Source organism: Microbacterium sp. NPDC057407 (genome assembly GCF_042803895.1).
Lineage (GTDB): Bacteria > Actinomycetota > Actinomycetes > Actinomycetales > Microbacteriaceae > Microbacterium.
This window is the reverse complement of sequence record NZ_JBHVCA010000003.1, coordinates 224,033-248,196: the sequence shown is the minus strand read 5'-3', so window position 1 is coordinate 248,196 and position 24,164 is coordinate 224,033. Positions and strand designations below refer to the sequence as shown.

Annotated in this window: 23 protein-coding genes; 8 read left to right on the top strand and 15 right to left on the bottom strand. The window is 70.2% G+C overall.

Annotation, left to right across the window (positions count from 1 at the left end; translation table 11 throughout):
• The first annotated feature begins 50 nt into the window (after positions 1-50).
• The gene (locus tag ACFUTX_RS09890; RefSeq protein ID WP_378863530.1) at positions 51-1,202 is read left to right on the top strand and encodes a DUF1214 domain-containing protein; all 1,152 of its coding nucleotides are present in this window, start codon (positions 51-53) and stop codon (positions 1,200-1,202) included.
• 15 nt (positions 1,203-1,217) lie between these two features.
• Here the strand turns inward: ACFUTX_RS09890 and ACFUTX_RS09885 are convergent, their stop codons facing one another.
• Positions 1,218-1,976: a Pr6Pr family membrane protein gene (locus tag ACFUTX_RS09885; protein ID WP_378863527.1), complete on the bottom strand. Its 759-nt coding sequence runs from the start codon at positions 1,974-1,976 to the stop codon at positions 1,218-1,220.
• Positions 1,977-2,096: 120 nt separating this feature from the next.
• On the opposite strand from ACFUTX_RS09885, the gene ACFUTX_RS09880 reads away from it, so the two are divergent.
• Both ACFUTX_RS09880 and ACFUTX_RS09875 read left to right on the top strand, forming a co-directional pair.
• Positions 2,097-3,383, top strand: a complete 1,287-nt coding sequence (locus tag ACFUTX_RS09880) for an adenylosuccinate synthase (RefSeq protein ID WP_378863524.1) — start codon at positions 2,097-2,099, stop codon at positions 3,381-3,383.
• A gap of 1 nt (position 3,384) precedes the next feature.
• Positions 3,385-4,566: a lactonase family protein gene (locus tag ACFUTX_RS09875; protein ID WP_378863521.1), complete on the top strand. Its 1,182-nt coding sequence runs from the start codon at positions 3,385-3,387 to the stop codon at positions 4,564-4,566.
• 15 nt (positions 4,567-4,581) lie between these two features.
• Here ACFUTX_RS09875 and ACFUTX_RS09870 read toward each other — a convergent pair whose 3' ends face one another.
• A complete protein-coding gene (locus ACFUTX_RS09870) occupies positions 4,582-5,790 on the bottom strand; it encodes an AI-2E family transporter (protein ID WP_378863518.1) in 1,209 nt (402 codons plus the stop codon).
• Between the two features lie 131 nt (positions 5,791-5,921).
• Here ACFUTX_RS09870 and ACFUTX_RS09865 point away from each other — a divergent pair, with 131 nt between their 5' ends.
• The gene (locus tag ACFUTX_RS09865) at positions 5,922-6,215 is read left to right on the top strand and encodes a chorismate mutase (RefSeq protein WP_378863515.1); all 294 of its coding nucleotides are present in this window, start codon (positions 5,922-5,924) and stop codon (positions 6,213-6,215) included.
• 164 nt (positions 6,216-6,379) lie between these two features.
• On the opposite strand, the gene ACFUTX_RS09860 is transcribed toward ACFUTX_RS09865, so the two are convergent.
• From ACFUTX_RS09860 to ACFUTX_RS09820, 9 genes are all read right to left on the bottom strand, one after another.
• Positions 6,380-7,075 (bottom strand): hypothetical protein, encoded by a 696-nt coding sequence (locus ACFUTX_RS09860; protein ID WP_378863513.1) that lies wholly within the window; start codon positions 7,073-7,075, stop codon positions 6,380-6,382.
• A complete protein-coding gene (locus ACFUTX_RS09855; protein ID WP_378863510.1) occupies positions 7,072-7,986 on the bottom strand; it encodes an ABC transporter ATP-binding protein in 915 nt (304 codons plus the stop codon). Before ACFUTX_RS09855 ends, ACFUTX_RS09860 begins: the two co-directional genes overlap by 4 nt.
• Entirely contained in the window at positions 7,983-8,375 is a 393-nt protein-coding gene (locus tag ACFUTX_RS09850; RefSeq protein WP_378863507.1) for a GntR family transcriptional regulator, read from the bottom strand. The genes ACFUTX_RS09855 and ACFUTX_RS09850 overlap by 4 nt, the downstream gene beginning before the upstream one ends.
• A gap of 176 nt (positions 8,376-8,551) precedes the next feature.
• Positions 8,552-9,508 carry a hypothetical protein gene (locus ACFUTX_RS09845; protein ID WP_378863504.1) on the bottom strand — a complete coding sequence of 319 codons (957 nt, stop codon included), beginning with the start codon at positions 9,506-9,508 and terminating at the stop codon, positions 8,552-8,554.
• Positions 9,509-9,593: 85 nt separating this feature from the next.
• Positions 9,594-10,397, bottom strand: coding sequence for a hypothetical protein (locus ACFUTX_RS09840; protein WP_378863501.1), 804 nt, complete (start codon positions 10,395-10,397; stop codon positions 9,594-9,596).
• Between the two features lie 90 nt (positions 10,398-10,487).
• Positions 10,488-10,625, bottom strand: a complete 138-nt coding sequence (locus tag ACFUTX_RS09835) for a hypothetical protein (protein ID WP_378863498.1) — start codon at positions 10,623-10,625, stop codon at positions 10,488-10,490.
• 32 nt (positions 10,626-10,657) lie between these two features.
• Entirely contained in the window at positions 10,658-13,000 is a 2,343-nt protein-coding gene (gene purL / locus ACFUTX_RS09830; protein ID WP_378863495.1) for a phosphoribosylformylglycinamidine synthase subunit PurL, read from the bottom strand.
• Between the two features lie 107 nt (positions 13,001-13,107).
• Positions 13,108-15,003 (bottom strand): alpha-amylase family protein, encoded by a 1,896-nt coding sequence (locus ACFUTX_RS09825; RefSeq protein WP_378863492.1) that lies wholly within the window; start codon positions 15,001-15,003, stop codon positions 13,108-13,110.
• Positions 15,004-15,100: 97 nt separating this feature from the next.
• Entirely contained in the window at positions 15,101-15,355 is a 255-nt protein-coding gene (locus ACFUTX_RS09820; RefSeq protein ID WP_378863490.1) for a hypothetical protein, read from the bottom strand.
• 174 nt (positions 15,356-15,529) lie between these two features.
• Between ACFUTX_RS09820 and ACFUTX_RS09815 the strand changes: the two genes are divergently transcribed.
• The gene (locus ACFUTX_RS09815) at positions 15,530-16,060 is read left to right on the top strand and encodes a MarR family winged helix-turn-helix transcriptional regulator (protein ID WP_378863488.1); all 531 of its coding nucleotides are present in this window, start codon (positions 15,530-15,532) and stop codon (positions 16,058-16,060) included.
• Between the two features lie 66 nt (positions 16,061-16,126).
• Here the strand turns inward: ACFUTX_RS09815 and ACFUTX_RS09810 are convergent, their stop codons facing one another.
• Complete coding sequence (locus ACFUTX_RS09810) at positions 16,127-16,477, bottom strand: nuclear transport factor 2 family protein (RefSeq protein WP_378863485.1); 351 nt, start codon at positions 16,475-16,477, stop codon at positions 16,127-16,129.
• 124 nt (positions 16,478-16,601) lie between these two features.
• On the opposite strand from ACFUTX_RS09810, the gene ACFUTX_RS09805 reads away from it, so the two are divergent.
• The 3 genes from ACFUTX_RS09805 to ACFUTX_RS09795 are packed head-to-tail and all read left to right on the top strand — an operon-like array spanning position 16,602 to position 18,943.
• Positions 16,602-17,006, top strand: a complete 405-nt coding sequence (locus ACFUTX_RS09805; protein ID WP_378863482.1) for an ArsR/SmtB family transcription factor — start codon at positions 16,602-16,604, stop codon at positions 17,004-17,006.
• A gap of 1 nt (position 17,007) precedes the next feature.
• On the top strand, positions 17,008-17,988 hold the full coding sequence (locus ACFUTX_RS09800) for an SRPBCC domain-containing protein (protein WP_378863479.1): 981 nt from the start codon (positions 17,008-17,010) through the stop codon (positions 17,986-17,988).
• Positions 17,989-18,043: 55 nt separating this feature from the next.
• Positions 18,044-18,943 (top strand): TerC family protein, encoded by a 900-nt coding sequence (locus tag ACFUTX_RS09795; protein WP_378863476.1) that lies wholly within the window; start codon positions 18,044-18,046, stop codon positions 18,941-18,943.
• A 411-nt stretch (positions 18,944-19,354) separates the two neighbouring features.
• On the opposite strand, the gene ACFUTX_RS09790 is transcribed toward ACFUTX_RS09795, so the two are convergent.
• The 3 genes from ACFUTX_RS09790 to ACFUTX_RS09780 form a co-directional block, all read right to left on the bottom strand.
• Positions 19,355-20,287 (bottom strand): hypothetical protein, encoded by a 933-nt coding sequence (locus ACFUTX_RS09790; protein ID WP_378863473.1) that lies wholly within the window; start codon positions 20,285-20,287, stop codon positions 19,355-19,357.
• Positions 20,288-20,866: 579 nt separating this feature from the next.
• Positions 20,867-21,538 carry a response regulator gene (locus tag ACFUTX_RS09785; RefSeq protein ID WP_378863469.1) on the bottom strand — a complete coding sequence of 224 codons (672 nt, stop codon included), beginning with the start codon at positions 21,536-21,538 and terminating at the stop codon, positions 20,867-20,869.
• Entirely contained in the window at positions 21,535-24,093 is a 2,559-nt protein-coding gene (locus ACFUTX_RS09780) for a DUF4118 domain-containing protein (RefSeq protein WP_378863466.1), read from the bottom strand. The genes ACFUTX_RS09785 and ACFUTX_RS09780 overlap by 4 nt, the downstream gene beginning before the upstream one ends.
• Between the last annotated feature and the right edge of the window lie 71 nt (positions 24,094-24,164).

Genomic DNA, 24,164 nt, shown 5'->3' with positions numbered 1-24,164 from the left:
TGACGACCCGGGAATGGCGCCCGGATCGCCGGTGGTACAGAGTAAGACCCATGAGCATCCACGTGAACGCCGACAACTTCGTGCGCGCGGAGACGGACCGCATGTTCGCGGACATCCAGCGCGACGCGGGCGGCGTGAACACCTTCACGCACAATCGCGAGCCGGCCGCCATCGACAATCAGACGGTCATCCGCCTGAACCGCGACACGCTCTACAGCTTCGCGATCGTCGACCTCTCGGAAGGTGCGACCCTCGTCGTCCCCGAGTCGGGCGAGCGCTACCTGTCGGTGATGGTGCTCGACACCGACCACTACGTCCGTGCGGTGCTGCACGACGCGGGCACGTACGAGCTGGGCGAGCTCGCGCCCGGCGCCGAGTACGTGCTGGTGGCCGTGCGCACCCTCGTCGACCCGTCCGACCGCGACGACATCGCCGCGGTGGCCGAGCTGCAGGACGCGATCCACCTCGACGCGCGAGCGGGTCGTCCGTTCGAGCGGACCGACTTCGACGGCGCCTCGCTCGACGCGACGCGCGGCGCGCTGCTGACGCTCGCCGCGGGCCTGCGCGGGTTCGACCGCACGTTCGGCAGCCGCGACGACGTCGATCCCGTGCGGCACCTCATCGGCACGGCGGCGGGCTGGGGCGGCCTTCCGATCACCGAGGCGTCGTATGTCGGCGTCGACCCGCAGCAGCCGGTCGGGTTCTACGACCTCACGATGCGCGACGTCCCCGTCGACGCCTTCTGGTCGATCTCGGTGTACAACGCGCAGGGCTTTTTCGAGCCGAACGCCGACAACCGCTACAGCGTGAACAGCGTGACGGGGGTGCGCGACGAGGACGGCTCCATCACGGTGCGGTTCACACCGCCCGGCGAGGCGACCGCGCCGAACAGCATCCCGCTCCCCGAGGGCTGGAACTACCTGATCCGGCTGTACCGGCCCCGGCCGGAGTTCCTCGACGGCTCTTGGGAGGCACCCGACCTCATCCGGCGCGGGGATCTGAATCGCCCGGCGTCGGCACCGGCTCCGGATGCCTCGGCAGACTCAGAGGCGCAGACGGATGCCTCGGCCGACCAGGCCCCGGATGTCACCGAGGCCGAGGCGGAAGCATCCGATGCACCCGACGAGGGCGCGGAGGCGCCATCGAACGAGGAGCGTCACGCGGACGAATCCGACGTCGACGACCTCAGCAAGCTCCCGTAGCCGCCGGGAGCCGGCTCACGTGCGGTCGGCGTCGGTCTCGCGCGCACGCTCCCATTCGTCTTCGAGGTGGTCGCCGGTGGCGTGGTCCAGCTCGCGTTCCGCGCCCACGCGCCGACCCCACCACACGACGATCGACGCGACCACGACGAACGCGATCGAGATCCCGATGACGTACAGCACGACCGAGGTCCATCCCCCGAGGTTCGGGTTGAGGAACGGGTAGGGGTACCAGAACGGGTCGCCGTTGGCGGGGTTCACCACGAGCGGCCCCCGGATCATCGTGTAGACGACCCACAGGATGGGGAAGGCGATGATGCCCCAGACCGCCCGCCAGGGGAGCGCCCGGCGCAGCGGCCCGACGAACAGGTCGACCGCGAGGAAGAGCGGTCCGATGAGGTGGAGCAGCTCGTTCGACCACGGGATGGGCTGGCTGCCCTGCGGCAGCACGATGCTGCGCAGGAGCGTGTTGTAGACGATGCCGGTGATGATCATGTACGTCGTCACGCATGCGAGTGCCATCGCCAGCGCGGGAGGTTCGACGAGAGCGCGCCGCCCGCGCGCGAAGTACCAGATCCCCGCCCACGCGAGCACGATGGCGGCGAGGGTGTTGGAGAGGATTGTGAAGAAGCTGAAGAAGTTGGCGATCGTCGTGGGCACGTCGCGGCCCAGCTGCAGCGAGGTGGAGACGGATGCCGCGAGCTGCGCGACGATCGCGACGACGAGCAGGGCGGCCATGGCGAGCCGCATCACCGACCAGGTCCGAGCCCATCCCATGAGCCGCTCCCTTCTGACCGCACCCCTGCGGCGCGGTGCGCACGGTGTCACCATATCGGCGGCTGTCGGGACCGCGTCGATAGGATGGGGTGTAACCGTCCGATAACGGGGGAGTAGCCCATGCCAGGCATCGTGATCGTCGGAGTCCAGTGGGGAGACGAGGGCAAGGGCAAGGCCACCGATCTCCTGGGCGACCGCACCGACTGGGTCGTCAAGTTCAACGGCGGCAACAACGCTGGTCACACCGTCGTCATCGGCGACGAGAAGTACGCGCTGCACCTGCTGCCCTCCGGCATCCTGTCCCCCGGCGTCAACGCGGTCATCGGCAACGGCGTCGTCATCGACCTCGAGGTGCTCTTCTCCGAGCTCGAGGCCCTGAACGCGCGGGGTCTCGACACGTCCCGCCTGCGGGTGAGCGCCAACGCGCACCTCATCACCCACTACCACCGCACTCTCGACAAGGTCACCGAGCGCTTCCTCGGCAAGCGCCAGATCGGCACCACCGGGCGCGGCATCGGTCCGGCGTACGCCGACAAGATCAACCGCGTCGGCATCCGCGTGCAAGACCTGTTCGACGAGAACATCCTGCGCCAGAAGGTCGAGGGCGCCCTCGATCAGAAGAACCACCTGCTGGTGAAGGTCTTCAATCGTCGGGCCATCACCGTCGACGAGATCGTCGAAGACCTGCTGTCGTACGCCGAGCGCCTGCGACCGATGGTCGCCGACACCGGCCTGCTGCTCAATGACGCGCTCGACGCCGGCGATGTCGTCGTCTTCGAGGGCGGCCAGGCGACCATGCTCGACGTCGACCACGGCACCTACCCGTTCGTCACGTCGTCGTCCGCGACCGCCGGCGGCGCCGCCACCGGCTCCGGGGTCGGCCCCAACCGGCTCGACCGCATCGTCGGCATCGTGAAGGCGTACACCACGCGCGTCGGGTCGGGTCCCTTCCCGACCGAGCTGTTCGACGAGAACGGCGACTTCCTGCGGTCGCGGGGGTTCGAGTTCGGCACCACGACCGGCCGCCCGCGCCGCGTCGGGTGGTATGACGCCCCGATCACGCGCTACGCGACGCGCATCAACGGGATCACCGACCTGGTGCTCACCAAGCTCGACATCCTCACGGGCCTCGACCAGATCCCGGTCTGCGTCGCCTACGACGTCGACGGCGAGCGGTTCGACGAGGTCCCCGTCAACCAGTCCGATTTCCACCACGCGCGGCCGATCCTCGAGTACTTCCCGGGCTGGAAGGAAGACATCTCGTCCGCCCGCACCTTCGACGACCTGCCCGTCGCCGCCCAGGAGTACGTGCTCGCTCTCGAGGCGATGAGCGGCACGCGCATCTCGGTCATCGGGGTCGGCCCGTCTCGCGACGCCGTCATCGCGCGCCACGACCTGATCGACTGACGTGCGGTTCCTGCTGGGCGGGTACACCGCCGACATGGAGGGTGCCGCAGCCGGGATCGGGATGCTGCAGGCCGGCGCCGTCGACGAGGCCTCGGCCGGCGGACCCCTCGCTTTCACCGGCACGGTCGCGCAGGCCGAGTCCCCTTCGTGGGTCGCGGCTCACCCGACGCTGGACGTCGTCTACGCCGCGCTCGAGAAGCGTGGGGCCGTCCAGGCGTTCCGCCGCGTCGGCGAAGAGTCGTTCGTGGCACTGGGCGACCCGGTCGCGGCCGGGGAGGCCACCTGCCATGTCGCCGTCGCCCCCGACGGCGCCTCGCTGGTCGCCGCTTGCTGGGGCGACGGACGCGTCGTGCGCATGGCGCTCGCCGCCGACGGCCGGCCGGCAGCGCCGGAGGTCGCGCCCGCCGCGGTCGACCCGTACGCCGGGGACGGCGGGGACGGCGGCGCCGGCGGGTCGCCGGTGGCGGCCGACCTCGACCTGGCGGCCGCGGCGCGCGCCCTCCGCGAGGCGGCCGGCGACGAGTACGCGCACCTCGTGCCCGCGCACGACGCCGAGCCGGCGGGCGACGCCGGGGACGAGGCATCCGCTCGCCCTTCCCGGGCGCACCAGACGCTCTTCCTTCCCGGTGGGCTCGTCGCGACGACCGACCTCGGATTCGACGTCGTGCGCTTCTGGCGGTCGACGCCGAGCGGGCTCCGCCCGCATCAGCAGGTCACGCTGCCCCGCGGGAGCGGGCCGCGGCACATGGTCCTGCACCCCAGCGGGCACCTCTACGTCGTGACCGAGCTGTCGTGCGAGGTGTTCGCGCTCGCCGCCTCGGCCGACGGTAGGTGGCGAGTCGTCGGGGGCACGCAGCTCGCCGGCGCGCTGCCGGGCGACTCCGCCGCCGAGCTGACGCCGTCGCGGGACGGCGAGTTCCTCTACGCAGGGGTGCGCGGAAGCAACACCATCGCGACGCTGCGCGTGCGCGGGATGGGCGAGAGCCTGAGCCCGGTCGCGCTCGTCGAGGCCGGTGTGGACTGGCCGCGGCACCACCTCGTGGTGCGCGACACCCTGCTCGTCGCGGGCCAGCGGTCCGACGAGGTCGTGTCGCTCACGCTCGACCTTCGCACCGGCGTGCCAGGGCGTGTGCGCCACCGCACCGCGGCGCCGTCGCCGACCTGCCTCCTGCCGCTGCGCTGATCCGGGCGCGCCGGGTCAGAGCTTCGCGTCCTGACGGGGGATGAAGACCTGCTTGATGATGAGCAGGATCGACGCGGTGACCGGGATCGCGACGAGCGCGCCCAGCAGCCCGAGGAGCGTGCCGCCGACCATGGCGCCGATCACCACGAGGGCCCCGGGCACCGAGATGGCCCGGTTCATCACGCGGGGCGTCAGTACGTATGCCTCCAGCTGCATGTAGATGAGGTAGATGATCGCGAAGATCAGGGCGGGCACCCACCCGGTGAACAGGGCGATCACCGTCGCCGTGATCCAGTACAGCACCGAGCCGATCAGGGGGATGAGCGTGATGAGGAACGCCAGCACGCCCATGAGCGCCGGGAACGGCAGGCCCAGGAACAGGTGCAGCAGGAACGCGACGACGGAGTTGCAGAAGGCGAGCACGACCATGCCCATGAGGTAGGCGCCGATCGAGTCGGTGATCTGGTTGGTCATCGCGGTCGCCTTCGGGCGGTTGCGCGCGGCGGCGAACTGCATGAACGACTTCTTCATCGTCGGGAGGCCGGCAAGGAAGTACAGGCTCAGCACGATGACGATGATGAGGCCCGAGATCGCCGTTCCGACGCCGACCGCGAAGTTCAGCACGCCCCCGCCGATCGCCGCGAGGTTCGCCGGGTTGGAGAGGAACGTCTTCGCCTGCGTCACCATGTCGCTGAACTGGCTGCCGAACGTCGAGGTGAGCCAGCCGTAGAAGTCCGACGCCTGGAACTGGGTCACCAGGTCGGGGAGGTCGGACACGAACTGCCCGATCTGCTCCACGAGTCTCGGTACGACCAGCAGCACCACTCCGGCCAAGATGACGGCGAACACCGAGTAGACGATGACGATCGCCCACGCGCGGCTGACGTTGTGCCGCTCGAACCAGCGCACGACCGGATCGAGGCCCAGCGCCACGAACAGGGCGAACACGATGTAGATGATGATCGTCGACAGGTTCCAGAAGGCCAGGCCGAGCAGCACCGCGACGAGGCCGCCGAGGGTCAGGAAGATGCCGACGCTGAACGGATGATTGAGGTTGGCCCAGAACGTCTTCGAGACCGGTGCCTCGCCCGATCGCAGGGCGACCCCGTCGGGCACGGCGTCTCCGGACTGGTGTGCGGCATCCGTTCCCGCCGTCGCGGGCGCGGCCAGAGGAGCGAGGGTCTCGGCGTCGCTCGCGGCGGGCGAGGTGGCAGCGTCGGTCATGGCTGACACTCTAGGCCCGGGCCCCCGTGGCGACAGGAGGTCGGCCCCCAATTTCACCCGCCGCGGGCGATGGCCGCGTGGGCCGGGGCGGCGCGGTGCCTCGGGTATCGTCGGAGGCCGAGGAGGTTGCCATGACCGAGGATCCGACGACCACGCTGCGGCGCCTGCGCAGCAGCATCGACAACATCGACGCGTCGCTGGTGTACCTCCTGGCCGAGCGCTTCAAGGCCACGAAGCAGGTCGGATGGCTGAAGGCCGAGCACGGCATGCCGGCCTCCGACCCCGCACGCGAGGAGCAACAGGTCGCGCGGCTGCGCCGCCTCGCCGAAGAAGCCGACCTCGACCCCGCCTTCGCTGAGAAGTGGTTCAACTTCGTCGTCGCCGAGGTCATCCGCCACCACACCGAGGCCGCCGACAGCCGCTGAGTGGGCGGGACCGCCGCGTCTCGTTTCGGGGCGCGATGTTGCGATGACGCGCCGTGTGCGTCGGCGGGTCGCGCCGGTTCGGCGCCCCGAATGGGTGCCGGTAACGAATGACGGATGCCTCGGACCGCGCGCGGCGGCCGAGGCATCCGTCCATCGTCCCGCCCCTACGGAACCGCGCGGCGAAGCGTGACGAACGCGATGCCGGCGAGGATCGCCGCGACCAGCAGTCCCCAGGCGGAGAGGCCGAAGGCGCCCTGCGAGGCGAACCAGGTGAAGACCTGCGCCCACGCGTCGAACCGGCCCACGATGAACATCGCGAGGACCAGCAGCGCGCCGATCCCGACGAGGACTGCCGTGAGCACCACCGAACCGAAGCGCTTGTAGATCGTGGCCGCCCAGAACCCCGCGACGAACACGAACATCGCGAAGGTGAAGTAGAACACCCCGGCCGCAGCGGGGCCACCCTCCCAGATCCACGGGAGCGAGAAGAAGTACCCGTTCATGCCCCACCCGTCGGTCGCGCTCTCGATGAGCCCGCCGACGACGAACACGATCGCCAGAGCGAGGGCCGAGAGCGCCGCCGTGAGCAGGGTGCCGACGTAGAACTCGCGGCGGGTGACGCTCATCGCCTGCGAGAACGGGAACGTGAGGGTGAGGGCCTGCACGCCGACGACGCAGAAGTACCACAGTGGCGCCTGTGCCCCGCCTCCGTACTTCGGCCCGGTGATGCCCGCGTTCTGCAGCATCGCGTACACCGCCAGCGTCAGGACGAACGCTCCCCCGAGCACGAGGAGCGGCACCCAGACGTACGTCTGCTTGTTGATCAGCTGCATGCGAACGACGTTCAGGGTGCGGCTCATCGCAGTGCTCCTTCGTCGACGGAGGTGTGTTCCGGCGCGCCGGCGGCGTGCTGGGTCGTGCGGACGATGAGCTGCTGCAGCGAGACCGGAGCCACGTCGAGCCCTGCGGATGACAGGCGCTCGCGGTCGCCCGCCGACAGTGCGCCGAGCACGGTCACGCTCGAGACGCGACCGAGGCTCTCGCGATGGATGACCTCGCGGCCCGCCACGAACGCATCGACCGCGGCGGTGTCGCCCACCACGTTGACGGCGCGGTCGCGCACCGAGTCGGTGTCTTCATCCATGATGATGCGGCCCCGGTCGATGACCAGCACCCGTTCGATGAGGTTGGAGACCTCGTCGATGAGGTGGCTGGAGAGGATCACCGTGCGCGGATGCTCGGTGTAGTCCTCGAGCAGGCGGTCGTAGAAGATCTGCCGCGCCACCGCGTCGAGACCGAGGTACGGCTCGTCGAAGAAGGTGATCTCGGCGCGGGAAGCGAGGCCGATGATGACCCCGACGGCCGAGAGCTGGCCGCGCGAGAGCTTCTTGATGCGGCGCTTCAGCGGCAGCTGGAAGTCGTCGATCAGGCGCTCGGCGAGGTGCTGGTTCCAGTTCGGGAAGAACAGGCGCGCCGTCTTGAACGCGTGGGTGGGCAGCGCGTCGTCGGGGTACCGCTGGCTCTCCCGGACGAAGCACATGCGCGACAGCACGCGGTGGTTCTCGTACGGGTTCTCGCCGAACACCCGCACGTCCCCGCGCGTCGCGAAGTTCTGCGCGGTGAGGATCGACATGACGGTCGTCTTGCCGGCGCCGTTTCGGCCGAGGAGGCCGTAGATGGTGTCCTTCTCAATGGTGAAGCTCACATCGTCGACCGCGGTCGTCTCGCGGTAGCGCTTCGTGAGTCCCTTCACCTCGACCACGTGGGTCATCGGGCGTCTCCTTCGTTCATCGGGGCGGCCGGCGCGAGCGCGCGATCGCGGATCAGCGCGGACACGTCTTCGGCGCTGAGACCGAGCTTGCGGGCCTCGGTGAGCAGTGGTTCCAGATAGCGATCGGCGAAAGCGGCGCGTCGCTCGGCGAGCAGGCGCTCGCGGGCGCCGGGCGCGACGAACATGCCGATTCCGCGGCGCTTGTACAGCACGGCCTTGTCGACCAGCACAGCGACTCCCTTCGCGGCGGTGGCGGGGTTGATGCGATAGAAGGAGGCGAGCTCGTTCGTCGAGGGGGCTTGGGCCTCCTCGGGCAGGCTGCCGTCGACGATGGAGTCCTCCACGCTCTCGGCGATCTGGAGGAACAGCGCCCGTCCTTCTTCGATCATCCCGCCCCGCTTTCTCGGTTACCTACTTGACTAAGTAACCACAGAACCGCGTCGGGCGCAAGCCCTCGTCGAGGCCCGGCCGATGCCGCTTCGCGCTCGGGGCGTCGGCCCGGCGCGACGCGCGGTACGAACGGCGAGTCGTGCGAGATCGACGCCCCGAACGCGGACGCTCGGTGTCAGGGGTGGGTCTTGGGGCGCACGACGCGACCCGGTGCCGGATCGGCGGTCGGCCGTGCGGGCACGGGCCATGGGGCGGCGGGCCCGGAACCGGCGGGGGATGCCGCGCCGCCGGGGGAAGCCGAACCGCTCGGGGCGGGAGGCGGGGTGGTGGACACCGGCCGAGATGCCGAGGCGCCCGATGACGAGGCCGGGGTCGAGGCATCCGTCGCCCGCGGTCCCGTCGTCGTGGACGGAAGTTCGAGGGCGACCTTGTTCTCGAGCACCTCGATCGCCTCGTCCGAGAGCGAGATGAGGCCGTCGAGCTCTTGCCGCACCCGGCGATACGCGAGCTGGCGCTCCGCCGGGGTCGCAGCCTGGTCGATGGCGACGGTGAGCAGCTGCTTGGCCGTGTCGAGGCGCTTGCGCTCGACCTCGGTGAAGCTCGAGTCCTTGATGCGGCGGGCGTCGCGCTCGGCGACGTCGAAGGCGACTTCGTAGTCCACCACTGCGTTGCGGTACTCGGCCAGCTGTTCCTTCGACAGGCGGGCCTTGGGTGAGGCGGGGCGCAGTCCGTCGGCGATGCGCTTGGCGCGCAGGAACGCCGCGGTGAGCGGCTGTCTGCCATCGCTCATCGCCGGGAACGCGATGATCTTCGCCACGTCGAGCTCGTACTCGAGCCAGCGCGCGGTGACCGCATCGTGCGCGGCGAAGAGTCGTTCGAGCGGGGTGCCGGCCGGTGCGCCGGTGGTCGGGATCGATGCCGCCGGCGGGGTGGCACCGGCGCCCTGAATCGGAACCGGCGCCGTGCCGCGAGCGGCCGCCTTCAGTTCGGCCTTGGCGTGCAGCACCTCCAGGCGGCGCTTGTGACGGCGTCGAGCGGCGCGTTCCCAGGCGCTGCCGATACCGCCCACGATGAACATGAACGGGAAGGCGAGCCACCAGAAGTTGCCGATGAACTCGAAAATCGGCTGCACGAGGCCCATGGTATCGGCGTCGCGGCCTCACGCGGCAGGCTCCCGGCGGCCTGCCAGCGAACGCCCGACGGGAGGGCTGCCGGGCTCAGCGGGTCGCGGAATCCGGGGGCTTCGGTGAGAACCGGCGGGGCAGCACGATGGCCGATCGGAGTCCCTCGATGACCGGGATCGCGGCGTCGATCGCGTCGGCCACCGACCCGAGCACACCAGCCACGCCGGCCTGCTGCGGCGGCCGTGCCGCGCCGGGTACCCCCGCCTGCCGCTCCGCCTCGGTGAGGGCGGCGTCCATCGCGGCGACCGCCGACCGGTAGGCGACGAACTGCGCCGGCGTGATGCGCCGACCGGGCGTGGGTCGGGCGAACTGGGCCTCACGCTGTGCGCGGAGGAAGGCGACGGTGGCCGGATGCCGCGGATCGGTGAGCTGCGGGAACGCGAGCGCCTTGTCGATGTCGGTCTCGTACGCGAGCCAGCGGGCGTTCACCGCGTCGTGAGCGGCATAGAGCCGCTCGATCGGGAGGTCGCTCGAGGAGTGCGCGCGGTATTCGGCGTAGGCCGCCTTCACTCGCGCGCGGCTCGCCCGCAGCGCGAAGGAAGCGGCGCGCTCGGCGTCGCGCGCCGCCTGCAGCGCACGTCTGGCCTGCATCGGAGCCGACGAGAAGGCTGACTGCGAGCGGGCTGCGAGCACGTCGGCCTGGGCGGTGCGCACCTGCGCCTTCGCGGCGACGAGGGCGCGATACGCCTGGCTCTCCTCGTGACGGGCGGCGTCGAGTTCGAGCCGCCGGGCACGGCGGCGGCCGGTTGTCAGGCCCGCGAACGACGCCGCTCCGACGCCGGCGGCTGCCGGAGCGACCCACCACCAGCCCTGCACGAGCAGGATGAGAGGCTCCACGCTGTCATGGTAGTCGCGTCACCCCCGGCCGTGCCGGGGAGTCTGCTGTGCGCCCGCGCATTCCAGCGCCGACTGCGGTCGGGTGCCCGATCAGCCGAACAGCAGCGCGAAGACGGTGGCCCCGCCGCCGACCAGGATGAGGGCGACGATCGTGACCCACGCGACGATCTTGACGCGCTTCTGCCGGGTGTCGTTGAAACCGCTGTACTCTTCGTCGTCGGCCGCCATGCCTCCATCCTAGGCACGGAGTCCGACGCCGGTCAGGCGGTGTGCTCGGTGACGATGGGGCCGAAGGCGTCGGGCAGGGTCGAGGTCGACAGCTCGCGCAGCTCGGCCACCGGGACCGTGAAAAGCCCCTGCAGCTCGAGAGCGGCGGCGTCGACGCCGGCGTCGGTCACGCCGATGCGCAGGACGGGGTAGCCCCGGCCTTCGCACAGCCCGCGGAACTTCACGTCGTCCTCGCGCGGCACCGACACGATGACGCGCCCGGTCGATTCCGAGAACAGGGCGGTCGCGGCATCCACTCCGTCCCGCTCCAGGATCTCGTCGAGCCACACCCGCGCGCCCACGCCGAACCGCATCACGCTCTCGGCGAGGGCCTGCGCGAGTCCGCCCGACGAGAGATCGTGCGCCGACGAGACCAGCGACTGCTGGGAGGCGGCGTGGATCAGCTCGGCCAGCTTCTTCTCCTGCGCGAGGTCGACCGCCGGGGGGCGTCCGCCGAGGTGGCCGTGGATCGTGCCGGCCCACTGCGAGCCCGACAGCTCGGTCGCCGTCACGCCGAGCAGGTAGATGTTCTCGCCGGTGTCCTGCCACCCCGACGGGATGCGGCGCGCGACGTCGTCGATGATCCCGAGCACGCCGACCACCGGGGTCGGGAAGATCGGCTGGTCGCCGGTCTGGTTGTAGAACGAGACGTTGCCGCCGGTGACGGGGACGCCGAGTTCGAGGCATCCGTCCGACAGTCCCTCGACGGCCTGCGAGAACTGCCACATGACCTCGGGGTTCTCGGGCGAGCCGAAGTTGAGGCAGTCGGTGACGGCGGTGGGCACCGCGCCCGTGACGGCGACGTTGCGGTACGCCTCGGCGAGCGCGAGCCGGGCGCCCTGGTACGGGTCGAGCTGGCAGTAGCGGCCGTTGCAGTCGGTGGCGATGGCGAAGCCGAGCCCGGAGCTCTCGTCGACGCGGATCATGCCGGCGTCGTCGGGGAACGACAGCGCCGTGTTGCCCATGACGTAGTAGTCGTACTGGTTGGTGACCCAGGACGTGTCGGCGAGGTTGGGGCTCGCCACGAGCTGCAGGAACTGGCGGCGCAGCGTGTCGGGGTCGACGTCGCGGGGGAGCGCCGACGCCGAGTCGTCGCGGAGCGCGTCGATCCACGTCGGGTACGCGACCGGGCGCTCGTACACGGGTCCGTCGACGGCGACCGTGGAGGGGTCGACGTTCACGATCTCTTCGCCGTGCCAGAAGATCTGGAGGCGCCCGTCGCCGGTGACCTCGCCGAGCACCGAGGTCTCGACATCCCACTTGCCGGTGACGGCCAGGAAGTCGTCGAGCTTCTCGGGCGCGACGATCGCCATCATGCGCTCCTGGCTCTCGCTCATCAGGATCTCTTCGGGCGTCAGCGAGGGGTCGCGCAGCAGCACGTTCTCGAGGTCGACGCGCATGCCCGATCCGCCGTTGGCCGCGAGCTCGCTCGTCGCGCACGAGATGCCGGCGGCTCCGAGGTCTTGAATGGCCTCGACGAGCTCGCCGCGGTACAGCTCCAGGCAGCACTCGATGAGCACCTTCTCGGCGAAGGGGTCGCCCACCTGGACGGCCGGGCGCTTCGTCGGCCCGCCGTCGGCGAAGGTGTCGGAGGCGAGGATGGATGCCCCGCCGATGCCGTCGCCGCCGGTGCGGGCGCCGAACAGCACGACCTTGTTGCCGGCGCCGGTCGCGTTGGCGAGCTTGAGGTCTTCGTGGCGCAGCACACCGACCGCGAGCGCGTTCACGAGCGGGTTGCCCTGGTACACCGGGTCGAAGACCGTCTCGCCGCCGATGTTCGGCAGGCCGAGGCAGTTGCCGTAGAACGAGATGCCGCTGACGACGCCATGCACGACGCGGGCGGTGTCGGGGTTGTCGATCGCGCCGAAGCGCAGCTGGTCCATGACGGCGACGGGGCGGGCGCCCATCGAGATGATGTCGCGCACGATGCCGCCGACGCCGGTGGCCGCGCCCTGGAACGGTTCGATGTAGCTGGGGTGGTTGTGCGACTCGACCTTGAAGGTGACCGCCCAGCCCTCGCCGATGTCGACGACGCCGGCGTTCTGGCCCATGCCGACCATGAGCCGTTCCTTCATCTCGTCGGAGACCTTCTCGCCGAAGCGGCGCAGGTAGATCTTGCTCGACTTGTACGAGCAGTGCTCGCTCCACATGACCGAGTACATGGCCAGTTCGCCCGAGGTGGGCCGGCGGCCGAGGATCTCGCGGATGCGTTCGTACTCGTCGGGCTTGAGGCCGAGCGCCGCGTAGGGCTGCTCCTTCTCGGGCGTCGCCTGCGCATTCTCGACGGTGTCGGCGACGGGGCGTGCGGCGGCGGTGGTCTCGGAAGGGGTGGTCACGCGGCTCAGCTCCAGAATTCAGGGGATGCCGGACCGGTCCAGTCTAGTTCGGGCGGGCGGGCGGGTTGACGGATGCCTCGCCCCTGCGTCGCACGGTCACTGCCGCGCTACACCGGCTCGACGCCGAGCCACACGAACCCGTGGGCCGGAAGCATGAGCCCGGACGACAGGCGCACCTCCGCGCCGCTCACGATGTCGGTGGCCGCGGGTGCGAAGCCCGAGAGCGTGATCGGCTCGATGAGCACCTCGGAGTCGCCGACGTTGGCGAGCACGAGGATCGTGCGGGCCGAGCCGATCCGCTGATAGCCCACGACCGATGCATGTGGCGTATGGAACGGCGCGAGCGCGTTGCCGGCGAACTCGGGCGTGCGCCGCCGCGTCTCGATGAGCTGCGTCAGCCGCGAGTGGAGGCGGCCGGCGACGGTCGAGAGGTCGTGTCGCGACGCGTACGCCTTCTCGTCGCGGCGGGGGCGATGCACCCACCTGCTGTCGTCGGCGTGCGCGGGGTCATCTCGGTAGCCGTAGTCGTTGAGCTGCCCCACCTCGTCTCCCAGATAGAGCAAGGGAACTCCGCCGGTCGACAGCGCCAGCGAGTGAGCGAGGATCACGCGGTCCTCGCCGCCGGCATCCCCCGCCTCCACACCGGCCAGCGACGCGGTCGTACCCGCGACGCGCGCGTCGCCGGTCTTCGGGTTCTCCTGGAACGGCACGCCCCGCGAGAAGGTGCCGTCGAACCGGCCGACGTAGAAGTCGTTGAGGAAGCGACGATGGGGATATCCGTCGATGCCGAGGGCCGCGGCATCCTCATCCGCGAACGTCCAGCCGATGTCGTCGTGGCTGCGCACGTAGTTGACCCACGAGGTGCCGGCGGGCAGCGCGTGCCGCTCGTCCAGCGCCTTCTGCAGCAGCCTGCCGTCGCGGGTGGCGAGCGCCTCCCACCCGAGCGCCATCTGCAGCGGGTTGTACGAGAGCTGGCACTCCTCGGGGGAGATGTAGGCGATGACCTCGTCGGGGTGCACGATCGCCTCGGACTTGAACAGCACCGACGGCGCACCCAGACGCAGCACCTGGTTGAACGCGCGCAGCAGCAGATGCGCTTCGGGGAGCGACTCGCACGCGGTCCCGAGACGCTTCCAGATGAAGGCGACGGCATCCATGCGCAGCACCTCGACGCCCTGGTTGGCGAGGAAGAGCATCTCCTCAGCCATCGCCTGGAACACCGCGGGGTTGGCATAATTCAGGTCCCATTGGAAGTGGTAGAACGTCGCCCAGATCCACCGTCCGTCGGGTAGCTGCACGAACGCGCCCGGGTGGTCGTCGGGGAAGATTTCGCGCACCGTCTGCTCGTAGAGGTCGGGCATGGTGCGGTCGGGGAAGATGAGGTAGAAGTCCTCGTACCCGGGCTCGCCCGCGACGGCTTTGCGCGCCCACTCGTGCTCGTTGCTGGTGTGGTTGAAGATGAAGTCGACCACGAGAGAGATCCCGGCCTTGCGGAGGTCGGCGGCCAGGAGTGCGAGCTCTGCCATCGTGCCGAGGCGCGGGTGGACCTCGCGGTAGCTCGACACCGCGTAGCCGCCGTCGTTGTTGCCCTCGGGCGAGGCGAACAGCGGCATGAGGTGCAGGTAGGTCAGGCCCAGCTCCTGGAAGTACGGGATCTGATCCCGAAGCCCCGCGAGGTCGCCCGCGAACCGGTCGACGTAGCAGACGGCGCCGAGCATCTTCTCCGACAGGAACCAGTCCGGATGCTGCGTGCGCCGCGCATCGAGCTGCTTGAGGTCTGTGGGTCTGGCGCGCCAGCTGCGTGCGGCCGCGGCCACGACCGCGGCGAGGGCTTCACGTCCGTCCTCGCGCTCGCCGTACAACTGCGCGAAGAGCGGGTGGAGGATCGGAAGCACCTCCGCCAGGCGCTCGCGGAAGCCGTCGTCCTCGCCGTCGAGCTGTGCTTCCGCGGCCGCGGTGGCAGCGATGAGATCGGTGGTCGAGTTCGGGACGAGACGGGCCATGACACTCCATCGGATCAGGTGGGGGGATGCTATCGCCTGACCCTGATCGACCGCACGACCTAGACCCGGCCAGCCGACGGGACGCCGTCGACCGGAGTCAGAGCTCGAACTCCGCCTCGAGATTGTCCAGTGCCTGCACGGGATCGTCCGGGGTCGTGGTCGTCTCGATGCGCACGGAGGTGCTGCTCGTGATGAGGAACGCTACGTGGCGGCGCTCGCCGAGACGGATCGTGAGGAAGGTCGGCTCGCCGCTTCGGACCAGTTCGAGGATGGAGTCGCGGACGGCGTCGACCTCCGCGGTGGGCACCGGAACGGCGTCGCCGTCGATGACCAGTTCGTGGAATACGGGCATGTGGGGGTCCTGCCGAGGAAGCACTGCAACGAGTCCGGGATTGCTCGTCACTCTCAGAGTAAACCTAGTTGCCTAGGTTAACTAGCGACTTTTGCGCACGCCCTGTCTGGCCCCGCGCGCTCACCGCCGATGAATGCCGGCACTCGGCGATCTTGGCGTCAGTAGACTCGCGACGTGGACGACAGCGTGAAGGGCCAGGGCTCGCGCTCGCTGAGCGCCGCCGACTTCCCCTACAGATCGCAGCTGCTCGCCAACCTCAGTGCTCTGATCCTGCTCTGGGACTCCCCGGCCCTGCAGGGCGAGATCCTGGCGAAGAGCGGCGAGAGCATCGACCAGCCCTCTCACCAGACCTTGCGCCACCTGCTCGCGTGGGGCCCGATGCGGCCGTCCGCGCTCTCAGAGGTGCTGGCCACCGGCCCCTCGTACGTCAGCAAGATCGTGCGCCGGCTCGAGAGCGACGGTCTCGTCGAGCGGAAGACCGATCCCACCGACCGCCGGGCGACCCTGATCAGCCTCACGGCGGCCGGCGAGGAAGCGGCGCGAGGCGTGTACGCCCTCGGCGACCGGATGATCGCCGAGGTGCTCGAGGGGTGGTCCCCGGCCGACATCCGGCGGTACACCGCGCTCACCGAGCGGTTCGTGAAGGACGCGATCGCGTCCGCCGACCGCATGCTCGAGCGGGGGCTTCTCCCCTCGGAAGCCTGAGCATCTGTGCGCAGAGAGGCTGCCTCCCGTTGCCGGGGGCAGCCTCTCTCGCGCTGATCGTCGGGGCTACGCCGAAGCGAAATCGAGCTGGACGATCCGGCCTTCGTCGTCGAGTGTGAACTGGTACTCCAGCTCGACGACGCCCCCGGGGAAGTCGCCCTCCAGCCGGTAGGACGAGCCCACCATTCCGTCGACCTCGCGCGCTCGCAGGAACGTGAGGGTCGTGGTGTAAAGGCCGATCGTCTCGTCGATCCACGCGCGGATCTCGTCGATCCCGTCGTGCGTGCGGCCCTCGTCCGAGACCTTCGCGTTCGCGGCGAACAGCGATGCGACCTTCTGCGGGTCGCGGCCCTGCCATCCCTCGACGAAGCCATCTACCGCGGCGGGCAGTTCGTCGATCTTCAGTTCCGTGCTCATCGTTCTTCCTTTCTTCGCGGATCCTGTCCTACAGGACAATAACACAGTACTGTCCGACAGGACAGTACCTCGCGAGAAATGAAGGGGTTGACGGATGCCGCGTCCCGCCGTAATCTACAACCAAATGGTTGTACGAAACGAGCTCAGCGATGAACACATCGACCGCGTCTTCCACGCGCTCGCCGCGGCGACGCGCCGAGACATCCTGCGTCGGACGATCGAGGGCGAACTCTCGGTCTCGGCGCTCGCCCGCGATTACGACATGTCGTTCGCCGCAGTGCAGAAGCACGTCGCCGTCCTCGAAGAGGCCGGCCTCATCATCAAGCGCGCCGAGGGCCGCGAGCGCCTCGTCCGAGCGGACCCGGCCATGATCGCCAAGGCCCGCGCCCTGCTCGCCCGTTACGAGGAGATGTGGCGCGCCCGCATCGACCGGCTCGACGCCCTCCTGTCGCAGCCTGCCGGGGGCGCAGCATCCGTCCACCCCACCGACGACGACAACACCGGCAAGACCCACACCGAAGGAGAATGACATGCCCGTCACCGAGGTCACGACCGACCCCGAAGCCCTCACGATGACCCTCGAGGCCGAGTTCGACGCACCGGTCGAGCGGCTCTGGGACGCCTACACGAACCCGCGTCAGCTGGAGCGGTTCTGGGGCCCTCCCGGCTGGCCCGCCACCTTCCCGACGTTCGACTTCGAGGTCGGCGGCCGCGCGGTCTACTTCATGACCAGCCCCCAGGGTGAGAAGTCCTACGGCTCATGGGAGTTCCTCGAGATCGACCAGCCGCACGGCTTCACGGTGCTCGACGCCTTCGCCGACCAGGACGGCGCACCGCTCGACGGCATGCCGGTCCTGCGCATGGTGTTCCGGTTCGAGCCGACGGCCACGGGCTCGCGCATGCGCAACGTGTCGCACTTCGCATCGGCCGAAGCGCTCGAGCAGGTCGTCGCGATGGGTGCCGTCGAAGGCGCCACCCTGGCGATCGGTCAGCTCGACCGGGTGCTGGCCGGGCTGCGCGAGTACGCCGCCGGCAAGGGCACGCAGACCGAGATCCTCGACGACACCCACGTGCGGATCACGCGGCTGGTCGAAGGGCCCATCGATCTCGTCTGGCGGGCGCACCAGGAGCCCGCGCTGCTGGAGAAGTGGATGCTCGGACCCGACGGCTGGCGGATGTCGGTGTGCGAGGTCGACCCGTCCGTCGGCGGACGCTACCGGTACGCGTGGGAGCCGGTCGACGGCACGCCCGGCGAGCCGTTCGGCTTCGACGGCGAGACGCTGCTCTCCGACGCGCCCCGACGCGCGGTCACGACCGAGCACATGACGGGCACGGATTACCCGTCGACGCTCAACGACCTCAACCTCGAGGAGGAGGACGGCGCGACGCTCATCACGCTCCTCATCGAGTACCCCGATAAGGAGACGCGCGACATGGTGCTCGCCACCGGCATGACCGACGGCATGGAGACGAGCTACGCCCGCCTGGAGGGCGTGCTCGCGACGGTCTGACCCGAACTGGGCAAGGGGGGCGGGTGCGAGGCATCCGTCCCCCTACGATTGCTGCGTGGACTTCTCACTCGAATTCACCCCGGACCTGATCGCCGTCTTCCTCACGCTCTTCGTGCTCGAGATCGTCCTGGGCGTCGACAACGTCATCTTCATCTCGATCCTGGCGTCGAAGCTGCCGAAGGAGCAGCAGGCGCGGGCCCGCAACCTCGGCCTCACGCTCGCCATGGTGATGCGCGTGATCCTCGTGCTGTTCGCCGGGTGGATCATCACGCTGAAGAACGACGTGTTATTCATCGGCGAGATGGGCTTCTCGTGGAAGGACCTCATCCTCATCGCGGGCGGCCTGTTCCTCGTCTACAAGGCCGTCACCGAGATCCACCACAAGCTCGAGGGAGCCGAGGAGGAGCACGGCAGCGGCGTCGGCCGCAAGACCGTCACGTTCGGCTCGGTCCTCGTGCAGATCCTGCTGCTCGACCTCGTCTTCTCGCTCGACTCCGTCATCACCGCGGTGGGCATGACCGAGAACCTCGTCGTCATCATCACCGTCGTCGTGCTGTCGTTCGGCATCATGCTGTTCGCGTCGCGCTACATCTTCGCGTTCGTCAACAAGCACCCCACGGTCAAGATGCTGGCGCTGTCGTTCCTGCTGCTCATCGGCGTCTTCCTCGTCGCCGAGGGCTTCGAGATCAAGATCGACAAGGCGTTCATCTACGGTCCGATGGCGTTCGCGATCTTCGTCGAGGCGCTGAACCTGTGGGCGGCGTCGCGCAAGGCGAAGCGCGAGAAGACCCGCGCCCACGCGGTGCAGCTGCGTCCGCAATACCCCGACGTCGACGAGTCGGTGGCCGTGAGCACGGCGCTCGCCGGCCGCGCCTCGAGCGGCTCGGTGGGCCTGTCGCGCAAACCGGTGGCCGGGGATGAAGCACCCGCGGCCGAACGCGAGGGCCTCGGCTGACCTCACCGCTTCGCGCTGGCGCCGGGCGAGGGCCTCGGCTGAGCTCACCGCTTCGCGCTGGCGCCGGGCGAGGGCCTCGGCTGAGCTCACCGCTTCGCGCTTGCGCCGCGTGTGCCGCGAAGTGCCGCACGTGCCGCACGTGCCGCACGTGCCGCGGTCTGCGCTTCGCGCGGCGGTTAGCGCTGCAGCTTGCGGCGAGCGCGCCACCGCGCGACGCAGCGGATGCTGCGATGTGCAGCGGATGCGAAATGCCGCAGCCGGCATGTGGAGCGGATGCCGGGAAGTGGCGCGGATGCCGGACCGGTGCGGTTCACGCGGGCGCGCGGGAATGTGGCGCGGGCGCCGGAATGTGCCGCGTGCTGCGAGTGGCTCCGGTCGTGATGCAGCGCCGAGCGCACTTGTTGCCGGGGGTCATCGCCCAGGACGACTTCGTGCGGTGGGCAGCCCTGCGCCGCTGAGGATGTCGTACAGCCGCTTGGGCGAGTTCAGGGCCGGTGTGCGCCACCGCGAGAAAGCCGCGCACTGCCGACGCAGGTCGTCTTCGCGGTCCTTCTCTGCGATGAGCACCTCCTCCGGGGTGCGGCCCTTGAGCATGTTCGGATCGATGTACTTGCCGACGCCGTCGAACTCGCCGATGTGCCGCGTACTCGGCCACCAGAAGTCGGTGAACGCGAGCTGCCCGTTCGAGAGCTGAAACCTCGCCTGAAGCTCGGGCTCGGGGAATCCCATCATCGCGGTGAGTACTCGGCTCTGCGACTCCCGCACGCTGTCGGCGAGATGGGTGGCGAATTCCGCAGCCCGAATGGCGCGGGCGACGCCCCGCCCCCTGCGGCTATGCGCTCTCTCGAGAAGATCGGATGCCTCGCACAGCGGCCCACCTGAGCGTTTGGCCCACAGCACCTGATCCGCGACGGCGGTGCCTCCGGCGAACGGCAGGGCGCTCGCGAGATCGATGGCGGTCTGAGCCGATGTCGTGATGACATGGTCGCCCCACCCCATCGTCTCCACTCGAGCCAGGCGTCGGGTGTGCCGACGAATTCCTCCGCTCGACCGTCCGCCGGAAGCGACCGGGACCGAGACGTCGATGGCGTCCGGCCACGGGCCGAGGATGTCGATGCCGAGGAGCGCCGCAGCGGACCAATGGGAAAAGAGCGAGGCGCCCCGTGAGCGCGCAGCGGCCTCCCACACCAGCTGAGCGTGCCGGGCGATCGGGCTCAACCCGCGCCAATCGCGGGCGTCGGCATACACCCCTCGAGTGACTCGCACGATGTCGCCCGAGGCGATCCGGCGGCGCAGCCTGCGGTCGTTGACGGGCTCGCCGTCGTTCTCGCGACGCCGGAACACGGTGTCAAGGGGAGGTCTCTCAAGCCACACCCTCTCAGAGTGGGCGAGAGCTGTCGTCCGACCAGCGCCGCCCGCAGCAACCGTGGACAGGGACCGTCGCGCCGGGCCTGGGGAGGAAGCCCCGAGCGCCCCCGCCACCTTCCGCGCGCGGCAGTTCGCGGCGACCGCGCCGTCGCGCGACGCGGCGGATGCCGGGAAGTGCAGCGGGTGCCGGGCGCCCGGCCAGGAAGTGGCGCGGATGCCGGGAAGGGGCGCGGATGCCGGGAGGGGGCGCGAACGCCGGAAAGGGGCGCCGGCGCCGAACGTGATGCGGATGCCGCGCGCGGCAGCTCGCGGCGACCGCGCCGTCGCGCGACGCGGCGGATGCCGCAAAGTGGAGCGGATGCCGGGCGCCCGGCCAGGAAGTGGCGCGGACGCCGGGAGGGGCGCGGATGCCGGGCGCGGCAGTTCGCGGCGACCGCGCCGTCGCGCGGCGCAGCGGATGCCGGGAAGTGCAGCGGATGCCGCGCGCCACGCCGCGAAGTGCAGCGGATGCCGCGACGCAGCGGATGCCGCGAAGCACCGGGCCGCATCCGCGGGTCAGACCACCAGGCGGTAGCCCATGCCCTGCTCCGTCAGCAGGTGGACGGGGTGCGAGGGGTCGGGCTCGAGCTTCTTGCGCAGCTGCGAGAGGTACAGGCGCAGGTAGCCCGTGTCGGTGACCTGCTCGGTGCCCCAGATGTCCTTCAGCAGCGCCTGCCGCGTCACGAGCGCCCCCGCGTTGCGCGACAGGAACTCGAGGATCCGCCACTCGGTCGGGGTGAGGTGCACCCGCTCGCCTGCCCGGACCACCGACTTCGCCGCGAGATCGACCGTCACGTCGCCGAACACCACCACGGGCTCGTTCGCGCTCGCCGCGCTGCGCCGCGACAGCGCCCGCAGCCGCGCGAGCAGCTCGTCGATCTGGAACGGCTTGGTCACATAGTCGTCGGCTCCGGCATCCAGCGCCTCCACCTTGTCGGCCGATCCGGTGCGCCCCGACACGACGATGATCGGCACGGCGGTCCAGCCCCGCAGCGCCTCGATGACGCGCACCCCGTCGAGGCGCGGCATCCCGAGGTCCACCATGACGATGTCGGGGTGCTCCTTCGCGGCGAGGGCGATGGCCGCCTGCCCGTCGGGCGCGGCGACCACGTCGTAGCCGTGGGCCGCGAGGGTGATCCGCAGTGCCCGCACCAGCTGCGGGTCGTCGTCGGCGATGAGGATCTTCACCGGGCTCCTTCCGGATCGGCGGGCTGCGACATCCGTCCCGCGGGGGCTTCCGACCCGGCCGCCGAGACCGGAAGCGCGATGACCATCGTGAGTCCGCCTCCGGGGGTGTCCTCCGCGGTGAGGGTGCCGCCCATCCCCTCGGTGAACCCCTTCGACAGTGCGAGGCCCAGGCCCAGGCCGACGGTGTTGTCGGTGTCGCCGTAGCGCTGGAACGGCGCGAACATGTCGTCGCGGCGGTCGGGGGCGATGCCCGGGCCGTGGTCGACGATGCGGACCTCGGCCGTGCCGCCGAGATGGCTTGTCGCGACCCGCACCCGCCGGTCTTCGGGCGAGTGCCGCAGCGCGTTCGCCAGCACGTTCACGAGCACGCGCTGCAGCAGCACGGGATCCGCCGTGACCATGGGCAGACTGGGATCGAGGGCGAGTTCGACGGCGTCCGGTCCGGCGCCGAGCTCATCGAGCGCGGCCGTGACGACACCCGCCGAATCGACCGCGGTGAGCGACACCGCGAGAACTCCCGCCTGCACCCGGCTGACGTCGAGCAGGTCGGTGACGAGCGCCGAGAGGGTGGCGAGGGACTCGTCCGCCGTCGCGAGCAGCTCGTCGCGGTCGGCGGCCGAGAGCCCCGGACCGGCGGCACGGATGCCTCCGATCGAGGCCACCGCGGCGGCCAGGGGTCGCCGCAGGTCGTGGCTGACCGCCGACAGCAGCGCCGAGCGCACCTGGTCGGTCTCGGCGAGCACTCCCGCCTCGCGGGCCGTCTCGGTGAGGTCGGTGTGCTCGAGCGCCGCGGCGAGCTGCGCCACGATCGCGTCGACGAGGCGCCGCTCGGACGCGTCCAGGGTGTGCCCGTGCAGCTCGAGCGTGGCCCGGGGTCCGCCCCCGCTCACCCATCCCACGGGCACGGCCTCGTAGCGCCCGTCGCGCACCGGCTCGCCGTCGGTCGCGAGCACCTGTCCGTCGGCCGAGACGAGCCGCACCCCGGCCAGGCCCAGGGACTCGCGCGTGCGGCTCACCATCGCCGGCAGGGCGCTCTCACCGCGGAGCACGCTCCCGGCCACCGTCGCGAGCAGCTCGGACTCCGCGGACAACCTGCGGGCGGCACGCGCCGCACGGGCGGCGCGGTCGACGATGAAGCTCACGAGCACCGCGATCACCACGTACAGCCCGAGCGCCCATGCGTTGCGGGGGTCGGCGATCGACACGGTGCGGTACGGCTCGACGAAGAAGTAGTTGAGGCTCAAGCCCGACATCACCGCGGCGAACACGGCGGGCCAGATGCCGCCGACCAGCGCGACGATGACCACGAGCAGCTGGTACGCGAGCACGTCGGTCGTGATGGTCTCGGCCGATCGGGTCACCACGAGCAGCCACGTCAGGAGCGGACCGCCGATGAGCGCGACCGCGAACCCCAGCAGCCGACGCTTGACGCTCAACGCCCCGCCGCTGATCCGGGGCAGCAGGTTCTTGCCCGCGGCGGCGGCGTGGGTGACCATGTGCACGTCGATGTCGCCCGACTCGCGGATGACCGTCGTGGCGATGCCCGGACCGGTGAGGGCGGCGGCGAGACGTCCGCGCCGGCTCGTGCCCATCACCAGCTGCGTCGCGTCGACCGAGCGCGCGAAGTCGACGAGGCTGCGCGGGATGTCGTCGCCGATCACCTGGTGGTACGTGCCTCCGAGTGACTCGACGAGTGCGCGCTGTTCGGCGAGGGCACCCGGATCGCCACCCCGCAGGCCGTCCTGCCCTGCGACGTGCACGGCCAGCAGCTGCCCGCCGGCGGAGCGCGCGGCGATCCGCGCGCCGCGCCTGATGAGGGTCTCGCCCTCTTCGCCGCCGGTCAGGGCCACCACGACCCGCTCGCGGGCCTGCCACGTGCCGTCGATGCCGTGCTCGGCGCGGTAGCTGCGCAGGGCACTGTCGACCTCGTCGGCCAGCCACAGCAGCGCCAGCTCGCGCAGGGCGGTGAGGTTGCCCAGACGGAAGTAGTTCGACAGGGCCGCGTCGATCCGCTCCGCGGGGTAGACGAGCCCGCCCGACAGCCGGTCGCGCAGCGACTGCGGCGCCAGGTCGACGAGCTCGATCTGATCGGCGCCTCGGACCACGGCATCCGGAATCGTCTCGCGCTGCACGACGCCGGTGATCTGCGCGACGACGCCGTTGAGCGATTCGATGTGCTGCACGTTGACGGTCGTGATGACGTCGATGCCCGCGTCGAGGATCAGCTCGACGTCCTGCCAGCGCTTGTCGTTCGGCGAGCCGGGTGCGTTGGTGTGAGCGAGCTCGTCGACGAGGGCGACATCCGGATGCCGCGCCACGACCGCGTCGACATCGAGCTCGGGCAGCTCGACCCCCCGGTACGACACCTGCGACCGGGCCACCAGCTCGAGCCCTTCGGCCTGCGCGGCGGTGGCTGCACGACCATGGGTCTCGACGAAGCCGATCACGACGTCGCGGCCCTCGGCCGACAGGCGCCGGCCCTCTTCGAGCATCTCGAAGGTCTTTCCGACGCCGGGCGCGGCGCCGAGCAGCACCCTGAGCTTTCCGCGCTTCACGTGCTCACCCTACGGCCCGGGCGCGCCAGTTCGCGGCCCCGACCCCCAGCCGCGACTCGACGCCCCCCGCC